Annotated in this window: 21 protein-coding genes and 4 pseudogenes; 11 read left to right on the forward strand and 14 right to left on the reverse strand. The window is 70.9% G+C overall.

Translation table 11 applies throughout. The features are described 5' to 3' along the window. Nucleotides 1–30: 30 nt before the first annotated feature. Complete coding sequence (locus tag B9S57_RS13760; protein ID WP_103515859.1) at nt 31–669, reverse strand: hypothetical protein; 639 nt, start codon at nt 667–669, stop codon at nt 31–33. A gap of 660 nt (nt 670–1329) precedes the next feature. On the opposite strand from B9S57_RS13760, the gene B9S57_RS13765 reads away from it, so the two are divergent. The 4 genes from B9S57_RS13765 (at nt 1330) to B9S57_RS13780 (ending at nt 4775) form a co-directional block, all read left to right on the forward strand. Then, nucleotides 1330–2544 (forward strand): helix-turn-helix domain-containing protein, encoded by a 1215-nt coding sequence (locus B9S57_RS13765; protein WP_103515860.1) that lies wholly within the window; start codon nt 1330–1332, stop codon nt 2542–2544. 200 nt (nt 2545–2744) lie between these two features. Beyond that, nucleotides 2745–3008, forward strand: coding sequence for a hypothetical protein (locus B9S57_RS13770; protein ID WP_103515884.1), 264 nt, complete (start codon nt 2745–2747; stop codon nt 3006–3008). Between the two features lie 73 nt (nt 3009–3081). After that, on the forward strand, nt 3082–3555 hold the full coding sequence (locus B9S57_RS13775) for an SCP2 sterol-binding domain-containing protein (protein WP_103515861.1): 474 nt from the start codon (nt 3082–3084) through the stop codon (nt 3553–3555). 5 nt (nt 3556–3560) lie between these two features. Beyond that, complete coding sequence (locus B9S57_RS13780) at nt 3561–4775, forward strand: acyl-CoA dehydrogenase family protein (protein ID WP_103515862.1); 1215 nt, start codon at nt 3561–3563, stop codon at nt 4773–4775. A 127-nt stretch (nt 4776–4902) separates the two neighbouring features. Here B9S57_RS13780 and B9S57_RS13785 read toward each other — a convergent pair. Beyond that, nucleotides 4903–5238, reverse strand: a pseudogene (locus B9S57_RS13785) (cytochrome P450); the annotation flags it as partial. A gap of 86 nt (nt 5239–5324) precedes the next feature. Between B9S57_RS13785 and B9S57_RS13790 the strand changes: the two are divergent. Continuing rightward, nucleotides 5325–6161 carry a hypothetical protein gene (locus tag B9S57_RS13790; RefSeq protein WP_103515863.1) on the forward strand — a complete coding sequence of 279 codons (837 nt, stop codon included), beginning with the start codon at nt 5325–5327 and terminating at the stop codon, nt 6159–6161. A 66-nt stretch (nt 6162–6227) separates the two neighbouring features. Continuing rightward, a pseudogene (locus B9S57_RS13795) lies at nt 6228–6505 on the forward strand (MFS transporter); the annotation flags it as partial. A 201-nt stretch (nt 6506–6706) separates the two neighbouring features. Here B9S57_RS13795 and B9S57_RS13800 read toward each other — a convergent pair. Further along, on the reverse strand, nt 6707–7156 hold the full coding sequence (locus B9S57_RS13800; protein ID WP_103515864.1) for a YchJ family protein: 450 nt from the start codon (nt 7154–7156) through the stop codon (nt 6707–6709). A gap of 146 nt (nt 7157–7302) precedes the next feature. On the opposite strand from B9S57_RS13800, the gene B9S57_RS13805 reads away from it, so the two are divergent. Beyond that, nucleotides 7303–7497: a hypothetical protein gene (locus B9S57_RS13805; RefSeq protein WP_103515865.1), complete on the forward strand. Its 195-nt coding sequence runs from the start codon at nt 7303–7305 to the stop codon at nt 7495–7497. A 10-nt stretch (nt 7498–7507) separates the two neighbouring features. Here B9S57_RS13805 and B9S57_RS13810 read toward each other — a convergent pair whose 3' ends face one another. The 3 genes from B9S57_RS13810 to B9S57_RS13820 form a co-directional block, all read right to left on the reverse strand. Then, nucleotides 7508–8317, reverse strand: a complete 810-nt coding sequence (locus B9S57_RS13810; RefSeq protein WP_103515866.1) for an SAM-dependent methyltransferase — start codon at nt 8315–8317, stop codon at nt 7508–7510. Nucleotides 8318–8381: 64 nt separating this feature from the next. Continuing rightward, nucleotides 8382–8618: a DUF397 domain-containing protein gene (locus B9S57_RS13815; RefSeq protein ID WP_014049581.1), complete on the reverse strand. Its 237-nt coding sequence runs from the start codon at nt 8616–8618 to the stop codon at nt 8382–8384. Further along, the gene (locus tag B9S57_RS13820) at nt 8618–9478 is read right to left on the reverse strand and encodes a helix-turn-helix transcriptional regulator (protein ID WP_103515867.1); all 861 of its coding nucleotides are present in this window, start codon (nt 9476–9478) and stop codon (nt 8618–8620) included. The genes B9S57_RS13815 and B9S57_RS13820 overlap by 1 nt, the downstream gene beginning before the upstream one ends. A 205-nt stretch (nt 9479–9683) precedes the next feature. Between B9S57_RS13820 and B9S57_RS13825 the strand changes: the two genes are divergently transcribed. Together B9S57_RS13825 and B9S57_RS13830 are read left to right on the forward strand one after the other, a co-directional pair. Continuing rightward, on the forward strand, nt 9684–10142 hold the full coding sequence (locus tag B9S57_RS13825; RefSeq protein WP_103515868.1) for an ATP-binding protein: 459 nt from the start codon (nt 9684–9686) through the stop codon (nt 10140–10142). Continuing rightward, nucleotides 10136–10576, forward strand: a complete 441-nt coding sequence (locus B9S57_RS13830; protein WP_103515869.1) for a hypothetical protein — start codon at nt 10136–10138, stop codon at nt 10574–10576. The genes B9S57_RS13825 and B9S57_RS13830 overlap by 7 nt, the downstream gene beginning before the upstream one ends. A 15-nt stretch (nt 10577–10591) precedes the next feature. Here the strand turns inward: B9S57_RS13830 and B9S57_RS13835 are convergent, their stop codons facing one another. The 8 genes from B9S57_RS13835 to B9S57_RS13870 form a co-directional block, all read right to left on the reverse strand. Beyond that, nucleotides 10592–11938, reverse strand: coding sequence for a 6-phospho-beta-glucosidase (locus tag B9S57_RS13835; RefSeq protein WP_103515870.1), 1347 nt, complete (start codon nt 11936–11938; stop codon nt 10592–10594). Nucleotides 11939–12013: 75 nt separating this feature from the next. Next, nucleotides 12014–13531 carry a cytochrome P450 gene (locus tag B9S57_RS13840; RefSeq protein WP_103515871.1) on the reverse strand — a complete coding sequence of 506 codons (1518 nt, stop codon included), beginning with the start codon at nt 13529–13531 and terminating at the stop codon, nt 12014–12016. 80 nt (nt 13532–13611) lie between these two features. Continuing rightward, nucleotides 13612–14226, reverse strand: a complete 615-nt coding sequence (locus tag B9S57_RS13845) for an ATP/GTP-binding protein (protein WP_103515872.1) — start codon at nt 14224–14226, stop codon at nt 13612–13614. Continuing rightward, nucleotides 14207–14575, reverse strand: a complete 369-nt coding sequence (locus tag B9S57_RS13850) for a DUF742 domain-containing protein (RefSeq protein ID WP_103515873.1) — start codon at nt 14573–14575, stop codon at nt 14207–14209. The genes B9S57_RS13845 and B9S57_RS13850 overlap by 20 nt, the downstream gene beginning before the upstream one ends. Further along, nucleotides 14572–14979: a roadblock/LC7 domain-containing protein gene (locus tag B9S57_RS13855; protein ID WP_103515874.1), complete on the reverse strand. Its 408-nt coding sequence runs from the start codon at nt 14977–14979 to the stop codon at nt 14572–14574. Before B9S57_RS13855 ends, B9S57_RS13850 begins: the two co-directional genes overlap by 4 nt. Then, nucleotides 14976–16607 (reverse strand): sensor histidine kinase KdpD, encoded by a 1632-nt coding sequence (locus B9S57_RS13860; protein ID WP_103515875.1) that lies wholly within the window; start codon nt 16605–16607, stop codon nt 14976–14978. The genes B9S57_RS13855 and B9S57_RS13860 overlap by 4 nt, the downstream gene beginning before the upstream one ends. A 590-nt stretch (nt 16608–17197) precedes the next feature. Further along, a complete protein-coding gene (locus B9S57_RS13865) occupies nt 17198–17704 on the reverse strand; it encodes a MarR family winged helix-turn-helix transcriptional regulator (protein ID WP_103515876.1) in 507 nt (168 codons plus the stop codon). After that, nucleotides 17701–19404 carry an FUSC family protein gene (locus B9S57_RS13870; RefSeq protein ID WP_181011339.1) on the reverse strand — a complete coding sequence of 568 codons (1704 nt, stop codon included), beginning with the start codon at nt 19402–19404 and terminating at the stop codon, nt 17701–17703. The genes B9S57_RS13865 and B9S57_RS13870 overlap by 4 nt, the downstream gene beginning before the upstream one ends. 52 nt (nt 19405–19456) lie before the next feature. On the opposite strand from B9S57_RS13870, the pseudogene B9S57_RS13875 reads away from it, so the two are divergent. Beyond that, nucleotides 19457–19855: pseudogene (locus B9S57_RS13875) on the forward strand (3-carboxy-cis,cis-muconate cycloisomerase); the annotation flags it as partial. 2 nt (nt 19856–19857) lie between these two features. Beyond that, a pseudogene (locus tag B9S57_RS35425) lies at nt 19858–20082 on the forward strand (4-carboxymuconolactone decarboxylase); the annotation flags it as partial. Between the last annotated feature and the right edge of the window lies 1 nt (nt 20083).

The following is a 20083-nucleotide window of genomic DNA, read 5'->3' on the forward strand; positions in this document are numbered from 1 at the left end:
GCCGTGCGATCCCTCATGACCGGTGCCGGATCAGGGGGTGTAGACGATGCCCGGCTTGGTGGTCGTACCGGTCTTGACCGCGTTGTACTTGGCGGTGTAGATCGGGTGCTGTCCCACCGCCGCGATGCCGGTGCAGCCCGGGGTGACCGTGGCGACCGTCAACTGGTAGGTGGCGCTGCTGCCGATGGCGAGCTGACCGCTGGTGTTGTTGTAGGACGCCGTGACGTTGCCCGTCACCGTGAAGGTGCAGGTGAGGACCGTCACCGAGGCCTGGACTCCGGAGATGTAGCCGGTGGTGGTCCCGCCGCTGTAGCTGTTCGCCTTCAGCTGCCACACCGGAGAGGTGGTGGCGATCGGTGACACCGGGCCGAACGGACTGGTGCACCCGCTCCAGGTCAATGGAGCGATGGTGCCCACCGTCACGTTCGAGGTGCCGGAGGCGGTCGCCAGCACGGCGCTGGCCGCCGATGTGGTACACGTCATCGGGATGCCGTTGAGGCTGAGCGAGACGGTACCGGAGTTGGTGGCCGTGACCGCCACCGGCGAGGGCGCCGGGGTGACGGTCCACGTCGGCGCGGCGACGCCGGCGGTGGCGGTGGTGGCTCCGAGGGTGACGGCAGCGGCGGCGGCACCGGCCGTGAGTGCGATCTTCCTGAGGGTGTTGCGCACAGTGATTCCTCCGATTCGGCAGTGCGGGCGCACTGTTGCGGGGACAGCACCCGAATTCCTGCAAAGGTGCAGGGAGTGCCGCGATGAATCGTGTTGCGTGGGGGTCCGTGCTGCGCTTTCAGCCACACACGTTCTGTGACAGGGCGTGACGTTACTTGCGGGAAACTTGGAGCACAATCCTGCGGGTCAAGATTGGTCCGGCAAGTTTTTTTCCTCGTCAGCAGGTCACTAATTCGGCCCACGCACTTGTCACTTGGTGCGCAATATCTCTCGGGAATACCGGACGGCGCCGGAATCCCGGCGCAGATGCGACTGCCGCTCCGGCGCCGACAGAAGACCGGAAGGGACCGACCGAGGGTCCGGCGGCCACCCCGTGAAGGCCGCCGACCGGGCGGCCGGGCCCCCGCCTCGGCTGCCACGATGCACCCCACGGCCGAAAACATTGTCCGGAAGTGAGCATTTACCGCCCCACCTGCACGGGAGCACCACAACTGAGCGAAGTTGTGTGCCCCTTGCACTTCGATCTTGTCCAGACAGTGTGCACCCCGCCCGACTTGGTCTATCTTCGGCGCCGATGTTGGTATACACCTGTCGGTCCGTGGGAGCGCTCTCCCCCACCTGCTCCTCAACGCCGGGCCCGGGATAGACGAGGGGACGGTCATGCCGAGACTCATCCAGCCGCTGGACACCGGAGACCCGCTGGGGCCCCTCCCCCAGGAGTTCGCCGCGATCATGCGACCCGAACTCCCGAGCCTGATCAAAGAGATAGGCATGGAAGTGACCCGGGCCTATCCGGAATACGCGCGCCTGCTGAACGGCCCCAACGGAACTTCCATCCGCATGGGCGTCGAACAGAGCCTTTCTTCTTTCGTCGACCTGGTCGCCGAACCCTCCTCCTCCACGGTCCTGCGTGACGCCATGTGCCGGAGATTCGGCCGCTTCGAGGCGTACGAGGGCCGCACCATGGACGCCTTGCAGGGCGCCTACCGATTGGGTGCGCGGGTCGCTCTGCGGCGGGCGAAGAAGGTGGGCCGCAGCTACAACTTCTCGCCCGCGCTGATGCTCAGCTTCGCCGACGCCCTGTTCGCCTACGTGGACGAGCTCGAAGCGCTGTCCCGCGAGGGCTATCTGGAGGTACAGGCCCAGTCCGACCAGCAGAGCGAAGCGGTGCGCCGGCGACTGCTGCACCTGATCCTCACCGGCAGACCGGTGCCCCGCAGCGCCATCGCCGAGTTGTGCGAGCAGACCGGTTGGACGCTGCCCGAGCAGGTCACGCTCGTCGCCGTACGCGCCCCGTCCGGCGTGGACCGGATCAGCGCGGACCACGACGTCCTGATCGACCCCGCCGATCCGCAGCCGCATCTGCTGGTCCCGGGCCCGATGACCGACGCGCGCAGGGAGATGCTCGACCGGACGATCCCCGGTGGTGGCGCGGCGATCGGGCTGACCGTGCCGACCGCGCTCGCCGCCGACTCGATCCGCTGGGCGCGCCGGGTGCTCGATCTGGTCGACGCGGGGGTCATCGACGAGGCACCGGTCATCCTCTGCGAGGACCACCTCATCACGCTCTGGCTCCTCTCCGACCCCGTCCTCCTCGACCAGCTCGCCGAGCGCGAGCTCGCCCCCGTGTCCGGCATCAGCACCACCCGGCGCGAGCGACTCATCGAGACACTGCGGATCTGGCTCGACACCCGCGGAACGGCGGCGCAGATGGGCGAGTTGCTGGATGTCCACCCGCAGACGGTCCGCTACCGGATGCGGAGCCTCGAGGCCATCTTCGGTGACCAGCTCACCGACCCCGAGAGCCGCTTCTCCACCGAGGCCGTTCTGCGCGCCATGCGGTTACGGTCCCGCAGCGGCCAGTCCCTGAACTGAATACGCATCACATACGTGGTGCGGAGTCAACTTACTGCCAAGTAACGCGAAATAGACGGTCAGTCCCAAACGGTTGCGACACGGAGACGTTCTCAACGAGAAACCAGGAACCGCGTCCCGTTACATGAGGAGGAGCGGTGGCCCACCCGGCCGCCGCGGAGCGCCACCTCCTGGCCGACCATCCGAGAGGGAACCCCCACATGACCGCCTCGCACCTCCTCGTCCCCGTGCCGATCCCCGACCGGGTCGCGGCGCTGATCGGCTCCTGCACCCCGCCGCACATCCTGCGGGCGGAGCTCGACGCCGACTGCGCCGCCCGCGAGGTGCGCAGGTTCCGGGGGCCGAGGCTCGGCATCGAGGACCAGGCCGACCGCGAGCTGGCACTGTCCGAGCTGGCCCGGGCCAACAAGGTGCTCTCCGCCCACGACCCGCTCCTCGCGGTGCGCCCGGACGGAACCTGGTGACCGCTGCTTGCTAAGCGGCGACGGCCGCCTTACCTTACTCAGAAGTAAGTTTACTCTGGAGTAAGGATCTGGCGTGGCCGACAACAGCAGCGGCAACCTCACCGACGAACTGTCCGGGCTCGACTTCGCCGCCGTCTCCCCCGAGGAGTTCGCACGGATCGTCAGGGGTCTGTCCGCCAGGCAGCTCGGCGAGGTGATGCACGGCGACCTGCGCGCACGGATCCTGAGCGAGGTCTTCGGCCGGATGCGGCAGCAGTTCCGCCCGGAAGCGGCCGGACAGTTGAAGGCGCTCGTCCGCTGGAAGATCACCGGCGAGACCGAGGAGGTCTACGAGACCTCCATAGCCGACGGCGCCTGCACGGTGAGTCCGGGCCGCTCCGACGCCGAGCCCCGCACGACGCTGGTCATGGGCGACGCGGAATTCCTCAAGCTGGTCTCCGGCAACGGCAATCCCGTGACGATGTTCATGATGCGCAAGCTGAAGATCGCCGGTGACGTCGGCCTGGCCTCGGGCCTCACCCGCTACTTCGACATCCCGAAGGCCTGAGGCCCATGAGCTACTTCTCCCTCGCCCTGACCGAGGAACAGCAGGACCTCCGCGACTGGGTGCACGGTTTCGCCGCGGGTGTGCTCCGCCCGGCGGCAGGCGAGTGGGACGCCCGGGAAGAAACCCCGTGGCCGGTCATCCAGGAAGCCGCGAAGATCGGGCTGTACGGATTCGAGTCCCTCGCCGACATGTACGGGGACCCCAGCGGGCTCTCCCTCCAGATCGCCAACGAGGAGCTCTTCTGGGGCGACGCCGGGATCGGCATGGCACTGTTCGGCACCTCGCTCGCGGTCGCCGGGATCTTCGCCTCCGGCACACCCGACCAGCTCGCCGAGTGGGTCCCGCAGTGCTACGGCGACGAGGACGACCCCAAGGTGGCCGCCTTCTGCGTCTCAGAGCCCCAGGCGGGTTCCGACGTCTCCGCGATGGCCACCCGGGCGCGCTACGACGAGGCCAGGGACGAGTGGGTGCTCTCCGGCCAGAAGGCGTGGATCACCAACGGTGGGATCGCCGAGATCCACGTCGTGGTCGCGTCGGTCGACGCCTCGCTCGGCGCCCGCGGACAGGCCGCGTTCATCGTGCCGCCGGGCACGAAGGGCCTGGCGGCGAGCCGCACCATCAAGAAGCTCGGCCTCCGCGCCTCGCACACCGCCGACGTCTTCCTCGACGACGTACGGGTCCCCGGGCACTGCCTGCTCGGCGGCAAGGAGAAGCTGGACGCCCGGCTGGCCCGCGCCCGCGAAGGCGGCACCGCCAAGGGGCAGGCGGCCATGGCGACCTTCGAGGTCAGCCGCCCCACCGTGGGTGCGCAGGCGCTGGGCATCGCGCGGGCGGCGTACGAGTACGCGCTGGAGTACGCCGGACAGCGCGAGGCGTTCGGCCGCCCCATCATCGAGAACCAGTCGATCGCGTTCGCCCTCGCGGACATCCGTACCGAGATCGAGGCCGTACGCCTGCTGATCTGGCAGGCCGCGTGGATGGCCCGCAACGACCGGACCTTCGACGCCGGCCAGGGCTCCATGTCCAAACTGCGGGCGGGTGAACTCGCGGTGTCCGCAACGGAGAAGGCGGTCCAGATCCTCGGTGGCGCCGGCTACAGCAGGGAGCACCCGGTGGAGCGGATGTACCGCGACGCCAAGATCTACACGATCTTCGAGGGGACCAGCGAGATCCAGCGCCTGGTCATCTCCCGGGCCATCTCGGGGCGGCACATCCGCTGACGGCGGTGACCCGGCGCCGGAGCCCCGTACCGGCTCCCGCTCAGACGCCGGCCGGAGTGAACCGGACGGGGAGGGACGCCGGCCCCCGAGTGCAGACGCCCGTCTCGACCGGGCCGAAGCCCTCGGCGAAGCGCGTCGCGAAAGCCTCGACGAGGTCGGCCTCCCCGGTGTGCCGGAAGGCGTCGATGAACCGACGGGCATTGCGCTCGACGACGGGGAGGAACTTCTCCCGGAGGTCCGCGCCGCGGAAGGCCGGGGCGACCACGGCCCTCCGCGCGGCGTGCTCCCTGCCGCTGAGCTGGAGGATCGTCCGGCCGTGGACGGGCTCCAGCCGCCAGTCGTGGTTCTCGGTGGTGAACTCCTGGGCCCGGTACTCGAGGACGCGCTCGACGTCCTCGTCCCGGGAGACGAGGTGGCTCCCCGCCGCCTCGTGGTGGATCAGCGGGGCGCTCCTGTGGGGCAGAGATCAGGGTGCTGCGTGGCAGTGGACGGGCAACACCGGCAAGACTGTTGACCGACAGCCCGATATCGAACCCCCCGGGAGAATCCTTGATCGCCGCGGCCCCCGCGCCCCGTCCCTCCGTCCTGTTCGTCACCGATCTCGCCTACGAGGCACGCGGCCGGCGCTACTGCGACGAGGACATCTTCCTGACGTCCCGGCTGCGCGAGACCTTCGATGTCGCGCTCTGTCACCCCCGGGACGCGGCGGCCCTGCTGGACGGGTTCGACGCGGTCGTCGTACGCAACAGCGGTCCGGTCCTGCACCACCAGGAGGCGTACGACGCGTTCCGGACCCGGGCACGGGAGTCGGGGACCCGGGTATACAACTCGCTCGACGGGCGCGGAGACATGGCGGGCAAGCAGTACCTGGTCGATCTGAGCCGGTCCGGATTCCCGGTGATCCCGACCGTGGACCGCGCGGCGGACCTCGGACTGCTCCCCCGGTCGGACGGGTACGTGGTGAAGCCCAAGCTCGGCGCGGACTCGGTGGGACTGCGGTTCACCGAGGAACCGGAGCTGGCCGAGGACGCCGACGGCACCCTGCTCGTCCAGCCCAGGATCGACTTCCGCTACGAGGTGTCCTTCTACTTCGTCGACGACGACTTCCGGTACGCCCTGCACGCACCGCGTCCGGACAGGCGCTGGGTGCTCGAACCCTATGCGGCGAGCCCAGAGGACCTGGACTTCGCCCGCCGCTTCGTGGAGTGGAACTCCCTGACGCACGGCATCCAGCGCGTGGACGCCTGCCGGACGCCGGAGGGCGACCTGCTCCTCGTCGAGCTGGAGGACCTGAATCCGTATCTGTCGCTCGACCGCGTCCCCGAAGAGGTGCGGGACGCCTTCGTCACCCGGATGAGCGCCTCCCTGAGGACGCTCCTGGCCTGACACGTCCGACTCCTCACCGTGAGGGTGCAAGCGTGACCACTGCCAGCGAGAATGCCGCCGCCCCGGCTCGTCGCCCTCGCGCTCTTCTGCCTCGTGGAGACACGGGCCCAGGAGCCCGTGCCCCGATGCGGCTCTTCCGTAACCCGGTGTTCGCGGTCTGCTCGGTCCTCAGCTTCGTCGTGGGCTTCGCCATGCTCGGGGCGATGATCTTTCTGCCGACGCATCTGCGGCACGTCGACGGGGACCCGGCCGCGCTCTCCGTCGTGCGGACGCTGCCCCTCGTCCTGGGCCAGCTGGCCGCCTCGATCTTCAACGGCAACGTGGTGAGCAAGACCGGCCACTACCCGGCAGCCGCGAGGCGGCGACGCTCTTGGCGGCCTGGAGCCGCTGGCGCAACGAACGCCTGGCCGAGGACGCGCCCGGCCCGACGACAGGCAGCTCCGTGCGGCGGTCGACGTGATCGCCAAACGGTTGCTCGCGGAGGATCTGGAGCAGCAGCTGGCCCCGCCCGGGCCGGCCGTGACCGTGATCTGATCCGGGACGCTTTACTCGGCGAAGACCGCCTCCTCGTACACCCACGCCCCCTCGTGCCGGACGAACCGGCTCTTCTCGTGGAGCGATCCGGGGCCGCCGCCGTCGGTGTACCGCGCCCGGAAGGTGACCGTGCCGGTGGTGTGGAAGGCGCTTCCCTCGGTGGTCTCCAGGATGTCGAGCCCGGTCCAGCGCGTCGCCGGGTCGAAGTCGACGGCCGGAGGGCGGGTCTCCGGATGCCAGGTGCGCAGCAGGTACCCGGCGTCCCGGACGACGAAGGCGGCGTACCGCGAACGCATCAGCACCTCGCACGTCGGGGCGGCTGCCCTGCCCGCGTGCAGCCGGCCGCAGCACTCGCCGTAGACGGCCGGCAGGCCGCAGGGGCACGGTGCTTCCGGGGTGATCCGCGGGGTGCGCGCCTGCGGGGCGGCCGGCCGGCGGGGGCGTGAGGTGCGTCGTGACATGCGTCCATTGTGACCCGCGGCCCGGTGGGCCGGGCCCGGCGGTCCCGACGCGGCGGCGGGCCCTGCCGCGCGGCGGGCAGCCGGCCCGAACAGGGCCCTCGCGGAACGGGGTTGACACCCGGGCAGCCCCGGTCCAGAGTCCGGCGATGGAGATCACCTCGTTGACCGCCGCCGAACGCCGCGTGTGGGACGCCTTCCCGCACGGCGCACACGTCGGGCAGGAGAAGGCGTTCAATCCGCTGGGCTGGTACCAGTGGCTCTCGTACCTGCTGATCGTGACCGGGTGGCTGCTCGCGACGACGATCGCGGCGGGCATCACCCGATCCGTCAGCCGGCAGTGACGGCGATCGGTCAGCGCTTGCGCGCCACGCCCGCGTACCCGGGGATCGGCTCGTGGCCGGGGACGTCGATCGCCTCGCCGAGCTCGGGACGCCAGTCGGCGGAGAGCGAGACGCCGGGTGCGACGATCTCGAGGCCGTGGAAGAAGGCGGTGAGCTCCGCGCGCGAGCGGGGGCGCAGGGTCATCCCCCGCGCCTTGTACATGGCACGGGCCTTCGCCGCGCCCTCCGGGTCGAAGTCCCCCGTGGTGTGCGAGAGGACCAGATAGCTGCCGGAGGGCAGCCGCTCCACCAGCCGGTCGACGAGCTCCCCGGCGCCGTCCTCGTCGTCCACGAAGTGCAGCAGCGCGAGGAGCGAGAGCGCGATCGGCCTGTCGAAGTCGAGGACCTTGCCGGCCGCTTCCAGGATCGCGTCCGGCCGGCGGGCGTCGGCCTGGATGTACTCGGTGGCACCCTCGGGTGAGGACCGCAGCAGGGCCGCCGCGTGGGCGAGCACGATCGGGTCGTTGTCGCAGTAGACGACGCGGGCGTCCGGGGCGGTCCGCTGGGCGACCTGGTGGAGGTTGGGTTCGGTGGGGATGCCCGAACCGATGTCGAGGAACTGGCGCACGCCGTTCTCGGCGAGCCAGCGGGTGGCCCGGTGCATGAAGGCGCGGTTGACCCGGGCCATGTCGCGGCCCCGGGCGTCCAGGGCGAGCAGTTGCCGGGCCATCTGTTCGTCGACCGGGTAGTTGTCCTTGCCGCCCAGGAACCAGTCGTACATCCGTGCCGGATGCGGCTTGCTCGTGTCGATCTCGACGGCCTGGGATTCCTGCCCGGTCATGACGCACTCCGTTGGTCGGGGACTTCGGCGAACAGTGAGCGGTGCGAGCCAATGTGACGGTGTGTCAGGTAAGGAGGAAATCGGCCTGGCCGGCCTTGGCACCCTGGATGAAGGCGGCGATCTCGCCGTTGGAGTAGATGAGTGCGGGCCCGTCGGGGTCCGCGGACTGACGGACCGCCACCCTGCCGTCGGCCAGCTTCATGGCCTCGATGCAGTTTCCCCCGTTACCACCGCTCCACGGCTTGTACCAGCCTTCGGTGCCGAGGTCGGCGGCCGGCATGCCGTTGTATATGTGGTTCATCACAGCTCCTTGCGGAAGTCCCTGAGGATTTCCTTCGTGCGTTGTGCAGTTGCGGCCTGAGCCGCCATTCGGTCCATCACCTCGAGATAGGAAGCCACCTCGGGGCGCGCGTCGAAGTAGACGGCGCCGGTCAGGTACTCGCTGTAGACCATGTCGGGGAGTTCGGGGACGGCGAAGCGGAAGAGGACGAACGGACCGTACGTTCCCGGGTGGTGGCCGGTCGCGAACTCCGCGATCTGCAGCGTCACGTTCGGCAGTTCGGTCGCCGCGAGCAGCCGGTCGACCTGGGCCCGCATGGCGTCCGGGCTGCCGACGGGGCGCCGCAGGACGGTCTCGTCCATCACCACCCACAGCTTCGGCGCTTCCGCCTTGGTGAGCAGGGACTGCCGTTCCATCCGCAGGGCCACATGGCGCTCGATGTCCGAGGGCCGGGTCTGTCCGACCGCGCCGGTGCGCAGGACGGAGCGCGCGTAGTCCTCGGTCTGCAGCAGGCCCGGGACGAAGTGCGGTTCGTACATGCGCAGGAGGCTCGCGGCACCCTCCAGGCTGACGTACATGCTGAACCAGTCGGGCAGTACGTCATGGAAGCGCTGCCACCAGCCGGGCTTGTTGGCCTCCTCGGCGAGTTCGACGAAGGCCTCGGTCTCGCTGTCGGCGATGCCGTAGGCCTTGAGGAGGAGCTGGACGTACGGGATCTTCAGCCCGACCTCGGCGGTCTCCATCCTGCGTATGGTCCCCGGAGCTACACGGAGCACCTTCGCCGCCTGGTCACGGCTCAGGCCGACGCGCTCCCGCAGATCCTGCAGGCGCTTGCCGAGAACGACCTGACCCACGGTCGGGGCGGACCGCGGTTCGCTCACTTCAGACCTCCCGATGCGCTGTGTGCGAGCAGTGTGCCATGCGCACGGCTCCAGGGACACAGTCACTCTGAATTTTTCAGAGTGCCTCTTGCCAAGTGTTCATGTCAGGGGGAGAGTTGGAGGCCGAACCAAGTTCGCGTGATCGTGCCCGGCCCGCCCAGGGCGGTGCGAAGCGTGACACAGCCCCCACTGTGAGGAATCGGTCGTGGCACCTGGCAGTGCGCTCATCCCCCGGCTCATGGACCTCAGCCCCGGGACGGAGGCGCTCCGTTACTGCTTCGCGCTGCCGGCGCACCCCGAGTCGGTCGCCGGTGCCCGGCGCCTCACGCGCGCCCGACTGGCGGACTGGGGGGTCGCCGGGGACGCCCACGAATCGGCGGTGCTGATCGTCTCCGAGCTGGTCACCAACGCGGTGGTGCACACGGCGAGCACACGGGTCGTCAGTGAGCTGGCCTGCGACGGCGGACGGCTGCGCATCTCCGTGCAGGACCAGGGCCATCAGCCCGGCGGCCCCCGGCTGTCCCACGACGCCCAGGGGGAGCACGGCCGTGGGCTGCTGCTCGTCGACGCCATGAGCGCCGCCTGGGGCTCCCACGACGCGGGGAACCACTCGGGACGCATCGTGTGGGCGGAACTGCCGTACGGTCCGGAGCGGACATGCTGAAGAACGCCTGGTCCCAGCTGCTCGGCGCTCGCCGCGCCCGCCCCGGCGAGGAGGACGACGGCCGGCGCCGGGTCCGGCTCCCGCTGCCGCCCGCGCTGTCGGCCAGCCTCGGCTGCGACGCGGTGGGCGTGCCCGCACGGTACGGCTTCCGCCTGATGTCGCATCTGCCGCGCGCCGGCTGCGTGTTCGCCGACGCGGACCAGTGGTGGTGGATCGTCCCGTCGGGCTCCGACCAGGATCTGGACTGGCCGGAGCAGGCGTCGTACGCCGCCGGGGCCTACGTCCCCGCGGGCCGCCCCCGGCTGATCCACGCGCCGGACAGCCGTACGCCGTACACGCCCCCCATTCCGCTCTTCCTCATGGTCTGTCAGGTCACCGGCGTCGCGCCGTCCTGGGACCCGGCGGGCCGGCCGCGGGCGGTACACGCCCCCTGACGGGGCGCAGTCCGCTCACGGCCGGTCGAGATAGGCGAGCCCGGGGTGGACGGCGGTGTATCCCTCGACCAGGCGGCGGGCCACCGACACGGAGTCGACCAGCGGGTGCAGGGCGAACGCCCGCACCGCGGCCGCCCGTGAGCCGCTCTCCGCAGCTTCCAGCACCGCGCGCTCCACGGCCTTGACCGCGGTGACCAGCCCGACCGCGTGGTACGGGAGCGGGTCGACGGCGACGGGGTGCGCGCCGTTGGCGTCGACCAGGCACGGCACCTCGATGACGGCGTCGTCGTCGAGCACGGAGAGGGTGCCCCGGTTGCGGACGTCGAGGATCAGCGAGGTGCGTTCGTCGCGGGCGACGGCTCGCATCAGGGCGAGGGCCACCTGCTCGTAGCCCCCGGACTCCAGGTCGCTCTCCTCGCGCTCACCGGCTCCGGCCACGTCCCGGTTCTCCGCCATGTACGTCGCCTCCCGTTCGGCGCGCGTACGGTCCCAGGTGGCCAGGGGTGGGGCGGCCGGGTCCCTCATCCGGGCGTAGAAGCCCTCCTGCTGGTCGCGGAGGAAGGCGCCCCTGGTCTGCTCGGCCTCCTGGTAGGCGCGGACCGCTTCCCGGTTGAAGTAGTAGTAGTGCAGGTACTCGTTGGGGACCGAACCCAGCGAGCGCAGCCAGTCGGGGCCGAAGAGCCGGCCCTCCTCGAAGGAGCCGAGAAGCCCCGGGTCGGCGAGCAGGCGCGGGAGTTCGTCGCGGCCACCGACCCACAGGCCGCGGACCCAGCCGAGATGGTTGAGCCCGACGTAGTCGATCCACGCCCGCTCCGGGTCCGCGCCGAGAACCCGCGCGATGCGGCGGCCAAGTCCCACCGGGGAGTCGCAGATGCCGATGACCCGGTCGCCGAGGTGCCGGGCCATGGCCTCGGTGACCAGGCCCGCCGGGTTGGTGAAGTTGATGACCCACGCACCGGGGGCGAGGCGGGCGATGCGCCGGGCGAGATCCGTGGCGACGGGGACGGTGCGCAGCCCGTAGGCGATCCCGCCGGCTCCGACCGTCTCCTGTCCCAGGACGCCTTCGTCGAGCGCGACGCGCTCGTCCGCCGCGCGGCCTTCCAGGCCGCCGACCCGGATCGCCGAGAAGACGAAGTCCGCACCTCGCAGGGCCTCGTCGAGATCACCGGTGGCGACGACGACGGGGGCGTCGTCCACGCCCGCCGCCTGCTCCGCCAGAACCCGGGCGACGGCGGTGAGGCGGTCCGTGTCCGTGTCGTAGAGGGTCACCCGGGAGACGCGGCCTTCGGCGTGGTCGCCGAGCAGCGCCCCGTACACGAGAGGGACCCGGAATCCGCCACCGCCAAGAATTGTCAGCTTCACGCTGCTCGATGGTACGGGGCGGGAGGCCCGGTGCCCCGGACCCTGGGGTCCGGGGCACCGGGAACGGCGACGGTGTCAGTGGCCGCTCCACCAGCGCACGACGGCCTGCCAGATCCTCGTCGGCCCGCTGCGCTGTGCCGGGATGACGGCTCCCGCCCCGGGTGCCGCTTCCGCACTGCCCTGTGCGGCCGGCGAGTGGCCCCCGGGGGCTCCCGCGGGGGTGCGGTGGACGGCGGGCGACGACACCTCCCAGTCGGCGCGCGACCGGGACCGGGCCACCGCGGGCAGCGGTTCGGCGTCGATCTCCTGCTGCGGGGCGGGGGCGAAGCCCGCCGGCAGCTCCACCAGGTGCCGCGACATGAAGTTCCCGGCTCGGGTCAGCCTGCTCTCGTCGACGCCGAGTTCCAGGTCGGGCAGGCGCATCAGCAGGGCGTCGACGCCCACGTCGGCGATGGCGCGTCCGATGTCCTGGCCGGGGCACTCGTGGGGGCCGCTGCTGAAGGCCATGTGGGCACGGTTGCCCTCCATGTTGACGGTGAGGTCGGGCCGTACGGCGGGATCCGTGTTGGCTGCCGCGATGCCGACGATCAGGGCGTCACCCGCCTTGATCTGCTGCCCGCCGAGTTCGGTGTCGCCGACCGCCCACCGGCCCAGCACGGAGGTGAACGGCGGTTCGTCCCACAGCGTCTGTTCGACCGCCTCGGGCACCGTCATGTGCCCGCCGCTGAGCCTGGCCCGGAACCTGGGGTCGGTGAGGACCATGCGCAGCACGTTGGCGATCAGGTTGGTGGTCGTCTCGTAGGCGACGATGAGGACCACCCGCAGGTGCTCGCTGACCTCCTTGTCGGTCAGGCCGGCGGGGTGCTCGACCAGCCAGGTGGCGAAGTCCTCCGCGGGGGCCGCCCGGCGGCGCCGGACCAGCCGGTCCAGGGCGCCGATCACGTAGACGTTGCTCGCCACGGCGGTCTCCGAACCCCGCGTCATGTCGCGGGCGGCCTGCACCAGGCGGTCGTTGTACTCCTCGGGCATCCCGATGATCGCGCACATCACCATCATCGGGAGCCGCTCGGCGAACTGGCTGACGAGTTCGGCGCGGCCCGCCCGGCAGAAGTCGTTGACGAGCCGGTTGCTGTACCGGTTGATGTGGCGGCGTACGCCACGGGTGTCGATGCGCGCCATGCTGTCGGTGACCGCCCCGCGCAGCCGCTCGTGTTCGGCACCCTCGGCGAACGAGCAGACGGGCTGCCAGGTGAAGAGCGGGGCGAGGGGATGGTCGGGGGCGACGCTTCCGTCCTGCAGGCCGCGCCAGCGGCGTGAGTCGCGGGAGAACTGCGAGGGGGTGCGGGTCATGTGGAGGTTCTCGCTGTGCCCGAGCACCAGCCAGGCGGGGACGTCCTCGTGGAGCAGGACGGGCGCCACCGTGCCGTGTTCGGCGCGCAGCTTCTCGTACAGGCCCGTGGGGTCCGCCTCGGCCTCGGGGCCGTACAGCCGGCGCAGCCCGCCGGGGCCGATGCCCATGCCGTGCGCGGGGCATTGCGGGGGCGGCACCGGGCCGGTGGCCGATCCGGGTTCGTGCTGGAAGGGGGTTGTCACAGTGGCTCCAGGAATAAGACGTTCCGAGTCCGGGCGCGTGGGGGACAGGGCCCGTTCAGAGGCAGAGGGGTGTGCGGTCGTCAGGCGAGCGGCACGGCAAGGCGGTGCAGGTAGCGCATCAGGGTCATCAGCACATCGCGGCTGGACGCGCGCAGCCGGGCGTCGCAGTCGATCATCGGCACCTCGTCCGGCAGGTCCAGCGCGCTGCGCAGCGCCTCGACGGGGTGGTGCGGTGCGTCCGGGAAGGTGTTGACCGCGACCACGAACGGCACGCCGCGCTCCTCCAGCCTTCCGATGACGTCGAAGCTGACCTGGAGCCGGCGGGTGTCGATGAGGACGACAGCTCCGAGCGCTCCTTCGAACAGTCCGTTCCACAGGAACCAGAAGCGCTCCTGGCCGGGGGTACCGAACAGATAGAGGACCAGTTCCTCGCTGAGGCTGATCCGGCCGAAGTCCATGGCGACGGTGGTGGCGGTCTTGGTCTCCACACCCACGTTGTCGTCCACGCCGACACCGGCCTGGGTCATGGTCTCTTCGGTCGTCAGGGGGCGGATCTCGCTCACCGAGCCGACCATGGTCGTCTTGCCGACCCCGAACCCGCCCACGACGACGACCTTCACCGCGGCCGTGGCCGTGCTGGGAAGGACGTCCTCGCTGCGGGGGCCCGTGATCGTGTCAGAGCTTCTGAAGTCCATGCATCACCGCTTCGAGAAGGGACCGGTCGGGGAGCGCGGCGCGGACGATGGGCGCACGCGACTCGATCAGTTCGGTCGCCAGGAGTTCTGTCAGGAGCGAGGTGACCACGCTGAAGGGCAGGCTCAGATAGGCCGAGATCTCCGCGACGGACAACGGGGCCCTGCAGAGCCGCAGGATCGCGGCCTGCTCGGGCTGGACCGTGGGCGACGGCTCGGCCTGCGACACCACCATCGTGACGAGGTCGAGCGCCGCTCGCTCGCCGTCCGGGGCGCCCGTGATCACATACAGCCGTTCCGGATCACTCAACGCCGGTTCGGCCTTGCGGCGTTCTCGTCGGGGAGGACTCATCCGCCCTGCCCGTCATGGCGCGGAGGACTGGTCAGGTGCGCGCCGATCCGTACGACCATGTCGCGCATGCGGGCACCCACCAGCCCCGCGTCGACCGTCTCGCCGGCCAGGACGGCGAGGTAGGCGCCCGCGCCCGCCGCCATCAGGTAGAAGAACCCTCCGGTGACCTCGATGACGACGAGCTTCATCAGGCCGTCGCTGTAGGGGATCTCGGTGGCGACGGCCGCGGCGAGGCTCTGCAGCCCGGCGCAGGCGGCGGCGAGACGGTCGGCGACGTCGGGGTCACCGCCGTGCCGGGCGATCCGGAGGCCGTCGGCGGAGAGCACCACGATCTGGTGAATGCTCGGTACGTCGTCGGCCAGTTCCTTGAGCATCCAGTCCATGTTTCCCCGCTGCTGGATCACTTCTCGTCTCCCTTGTCCCACGCGTCGTCAGAGTCTGAGTCGTTCTTCGGCTCCTTGGGCACACCGTTGACGGCCTGGGTGAAGGCCTCCAGCCAGAGGCCGGGCGGCGCCGCGGCGCCGCCGCCGTTGTGCCCGTTGCGCGGGGCGGCCTCCGGGGACGGCGCGGACTGCTGCGGAAGATTGTGCGAACCCAGGGGTGCGCGCCCCCGGCTGCGGCGCTGCGGAAGGCCGCCGTCGGTCCACTCGGTGACGACGATCTCGTCGTCGGCGCCCATGGCCGGCGCGGGGGGCGCGGACCGTGGTGCGGACGCCGCCGGAGCGGGGACGGGCGCGGCGGCGGAGGACGCGAGCGACGGGACGGGCCCGCTCGCCGCGGGACGGGTCTTGTGCTTGCCGCGCGGCGGGACGACGTGCTGCATCTGCGACATGTCGAGCGAGCTCTGGGGCCGCGAGGTGGCACCGATGCCGTGGGCGATGCCCGGCGCGGGGCCGGTGGTGATCATGTCGCGCGGCACGATGAGCACGGCGCGGACACCTCCGTAGGCGGACTGCCTCAGGGAGACCTGGAGTTGGTACATGCGGGCGAGTCGGCCGACCACGGCCATGCCGAGGCGCGGGGACTCCCCGAGGTCGTTCATGTTGATGCCGGCCTGGGCCTGGGCGAGCATGTTCTCGGCCCTGACGCGGGCCTCCTCGCTGAGGCTGACGCCGCCGTCCTCGATCTCGATGGCGATGCCGGTCTGCACCTCGACCGCGGTGACGTGGACCCGGGTCTGGGGCGGCGAGTAGCGCGTCGCGTTGTCGAGGAGTTCGGCGCAGGCGTGGATGAGCGGTTCGACCGCGGTGCCGACGATGGCGACCTTGGCGATCGAGTGCAGATCGACGCGCTGGTACTCGAGGATCCGGGACATCGCTCCGCGCAGCACGCTGAACAGCGGCACGGCCTTGGGCCACTGGCGGCTGGGGCGGGCACCGCCGAGTACGGCGATGGAGTCGGCGAGCCGTCCGATCAGCGCGGTGCCGTGGTCGATGCGGAGCAGGTCGTCGAAGACGTCGGGGTTGCGCCCGTGGTGATCCTCCATCTCCCGGAGTTCACTGGCCTGCCGGTGGACGATGGCCTGGACCCGGCGGGCGACGCTGACGAAGGCGCGCTGCGCGGAGTCACGCATGGCCTCCTCGTTGTCGATGATGTCGAGGACCTGGAGGACCAGGGCGCGTTGTGCCTGGGGAAGGTTGCGGTAGGACTCGTCCGCGTCGACGATGTCGCGCATCACCTCCTGCGGCGAGTTGCTCGCGCGCAGCCGGCGAATGGCCGCGGGCAGGAGTTCCCTGCTGAGGCGCGCGGTCTCCTGGTCGTAGGAGGCGATGCGGTGTTCCAGGAAGGCGATGCGCTGTTCGTACTCGGCGCGCTGGACACGCATCGCCCGGCGTCGGCGGTTCAGTACGACGGTGAGCGTGGCGACCACGACGGTGGCGATCGCACCGCACCAGACGACTGCCGCCCGGGTGGCCCCGGTGACCGGCACCGCGCCGGCGGCGGTGGCGCCGGCCATCAGCACAACGGGCAGGAGCGCGGCGCGTACTACGGGGACGTCTCTGTTGGTCGGCGGTGATTCAACACGGACCATCTAAACCCTCTGGCGGTTGATTCGGGAGGTATACGCACTTGCACGGACAGGTGTGAACAAGTGCCTGGATTCATCTCAACTCGACTTCACTGCGCGTGAGCCTAACCAGATCAGAACAGTGCCTCGGCATATTCACCCAACCCCCTGCGCGAGCCCGCCGGCGGTAATACACTCGCCAGTTTTCGCACTCACCGCCGCCGAGCGTGCGCAGGGAGTGACGTGATCGAAAATCGGGGAAATACAGACCCTTCCGTCCCGTCCTGCGGGACAGAAGGCGCTCACGCCGGTTCCGACAAGCGGCGAATGACCAGCAGAAACGCCTGATCATGGGTACGCGCGAGCGACAGCCCCGAGCGCATGCGAATTCAAGTGCACCTCAGAACGGGACGAGGGCACATACGATCGAATCGGATCGAAAGGAGCAGATCCCTGAGCGACGGACGCGTGTGCGAGCGCTCCGCGTGCGAGCGCGGGGAGGCACCTGCCGCCGGGCACAGGGCTCCGAGGGTGCGGCCTCCCCCACGGCGCGCCCCTCACGGTCGGTGAGCTCGCGGGCCGGTGGCCGGCCGCGGACGGAGCCACGCGGCTCGTCAGCGGCGGGCGCCGCCGAGCCTGCCCTCCAGCTGCACCAGGAGCTCGCCGAGCTGTCCGCTGAGCCCGCTGCGGGTCTCCTCGTCGAGCCCGGAGAGCACCGAACGCTCGTAGGCGAGCTGTTCCGGCAGCAGCCGGTCGACCAGCTCGCGCCCCGCCTCCGTCAGGCCCACGTGGGCGACCCTGCGGTCCCTGTCGTCGCTGCGCCGGCCGATCAGACCGGCGTCCTGCAGGACCCGCAGCCGCTTCGTGACAGCGGCTCCCGACGAGAAGGTCTCACGGGCCAGCTCGCCGGGGGTGAGCTCACGGTCGGTGCGGCGCATCGCGCCGAGCAGGTCGAATTCGGCACGGGTCAGACCGGCGGCCCGCAAGGGTGCGTCCTCGGCCTGCTGGAGGAGGGCAGCGCAGCGGTTGATGCGGCCGATGAGTTCCATCGGTCCGGTGTCCAGCCCCGGGATGACGGCCTGCCACTGCCGTACCACCGAGGCCACGATGTCGTCGGTCACACCGCTCCGTTCGCCGGGGGCAGGGTGATCAGACCCTGCCGTCGTGCTGTCGCCGCGAGCGTACGGTGCCCTGCCTGCTCAGCGGTGAGCAGCTCTTCCTCGGGCAGGGCACGCTGCCACCATTCTCCCGATGCGACGTCGCTCGCGTCGCGCAGCTCGACGAGCGACGCGGTGAGCCTCCTGCGTGCGGCCTCCAGCGCCGGGGCTCCGGACGCCGGGTCGGCGACCGTCCGCTCGGCCCGCTCCCGGGCGTCGCGTACCGCGGCGAGGGCACGCTCCACGAGGCCGGACGCCCGGCGGTTGGTGACGGCCACCGCGGCGAGGATGCCCAGGGCGACACCCACGAGGGTGTCCAGGGCGCGGTCCGCGACCAGCTCGCCCGCCGGCTGGAACCCCCCGAATTCCAGGATCAGCAGGGCCATCGGAGTGACGGCGACGGAGCCGAGCCAGTAGTTGCGGGTGATCAGGGCCTCGGCTGCGAAGTTGAAGCAGAGGACGCAGAGCACGAGGACGAGGGGGCTGACCCGGGCGAGCGGGATGACTGCCGCGAAGACCAGCACACCGAGAAGGTTGCCGACCGTCCGCTGCACGGCCCTGCTCCACGAGAGGCTGAGGTTTGGCTGGTAGACGGAGGCTGCGGTGACGATGGCCCAGTACGGGTGCCCCACACCGAGCGCCGAGGAGACGCATCCGGCCAGGGCGCAGCCGACGAGAGTGCGGACGGCGGTCGGCAGCACGGGGGAGCCCGGACCGAGGGTGCGCAGCAGCCTGCGCCGCGCCTCGCGACGGCCCCGCCGCATCCGCTGACCGGCCCGTTCCGCGTCGATCCCGAAGAGCTGCTCGACCGTGCCGGGTGCGGGCGGCGGGCAGGGGACGGGGCCCCGGCCCCGGGTCCTCACCGCCCATCCGCGCAGCTCCTGGGGGTCCGCGCCGCCGGCACGGCCGTCGAGCGCGGAGGTGGCGAGGGCCCGCTCGGCGTGCACGACCAGCCGCTCGAGCTCCTGCCGGACGGGGGTGGGGCGGCCGGCGGCCAGCAGGGACTGCCAGGCGGCCTGGACCGCTGCCGCGGCGGCGTGCCGGTTCCGGGCGCCGGGATCCTCGGCGTGGGCCGCGGCGGCGTCGAGAGCGCGCGCGGTGGCCAGGCGTTCGGGCCCCTCCCTGTGCCACAGGGCCGGAGCGGCGGTGACCAGCCACGAGAAGGCACCCACGGTCAGCATGAGGACCAGGTGCCCCGGTACCTGCCCGAGTTCCTGCGGGGCGAACAGGGCGGCCGAGGTGACGAAGGCGAAGATCACGTTGCCGGGCGGGCCGAGACGGCTCGCGTCGCAGAAGGTCTTCTGCACGGCCGCGAGCAGCGCGCCGACGGCGATCAGCACGGCCGTCGAGTCGGTGAGCGAGGCGGCGACCAGGGCGACCGTCAGGCCCGCCGCCATCCCGAGGATCACACGGAGGACGGTGTGCGCCCTGCGTGCGTACGGCAGGTTGTGCCCGTACAGCGCACAGAGCGAGCCCGCCATGGTGTACATCACCAGGTCGAGGCGGTCGAGGGAGTACAGCAGCAGGTTCGGGACCGCTGAGGCGACCACCACGCTCAGCGCGGGCTTGTACCAGGTCTCGGCGGGGCTCCTGAGCCGCAGGACACCGGTGACCGGCAGTTTGTGGACGGATGGCTTCCGGGGCCGCACGGCTGTATCACTCACCCATTTAGATTAACAGGTGTTACACATGTAAATCATCTGCCTGAGTGAGCCGTCGGCGGCACCTGGGCGGCCCGCCGGTGCCTGGCACGCCGGATGGGAGCCGCTCCGCGACCTTCTGCGCCTGGTCGGCGGGGCCGCGAAGGATGCGGCGGAACTCACCGAAGGACTCCAGGTGTTCCCCGCGGCCATGCGGAGCCATCCGGGGCTGACCGGCGGGCTGATCGTCTCCGAGAGGCTGGCCGCCGTCGCCGCCGAGCGGGTGGGCCGCGACCGGGCCGAGGTGATCCTCAACGAGGCCGCCGCGCGCTCCCGGGGCGAGGGCGGACCGCTCGCGGAAATCCTCGCGGCCGAGCCCGCCCTCGACGGCCTGGACCTCGACGAACTGACCGACCCTGTCCGCTACTCCGGCTGCGCCGGGCCCCTCACCGACCGCGCTCTGGAGCGCCGATGACCATGACATCCTCCCTCCTCCTCCACCACAGCGCCGAAGGACCGGCGGGCGCTCCCCCGCTCCTGCTCGGCCCCTCCCTCGGCACCTCCACCGCGCTCTGGGACGGGGTCGCCCCCGAGCTCTCCGCCGCCCACCGGGTCGTGCGGTGGGACCTCCCCGGGCACGGCGGCTCGTCGGCCGGACCGATCGGCCCGGGAGCCGGTATCGCCGATCTGGGTGCGCTGGTGC

This window comes from Streptomyces sp. SM10 (assembly GCF_002910915.1).
In the GTDB taxonomy this organism is placed as follows: Bacteria; Actinomycetota; Actinomycetes; order Streptomycetales; family Streptomycetaceae; genus Streptomyces.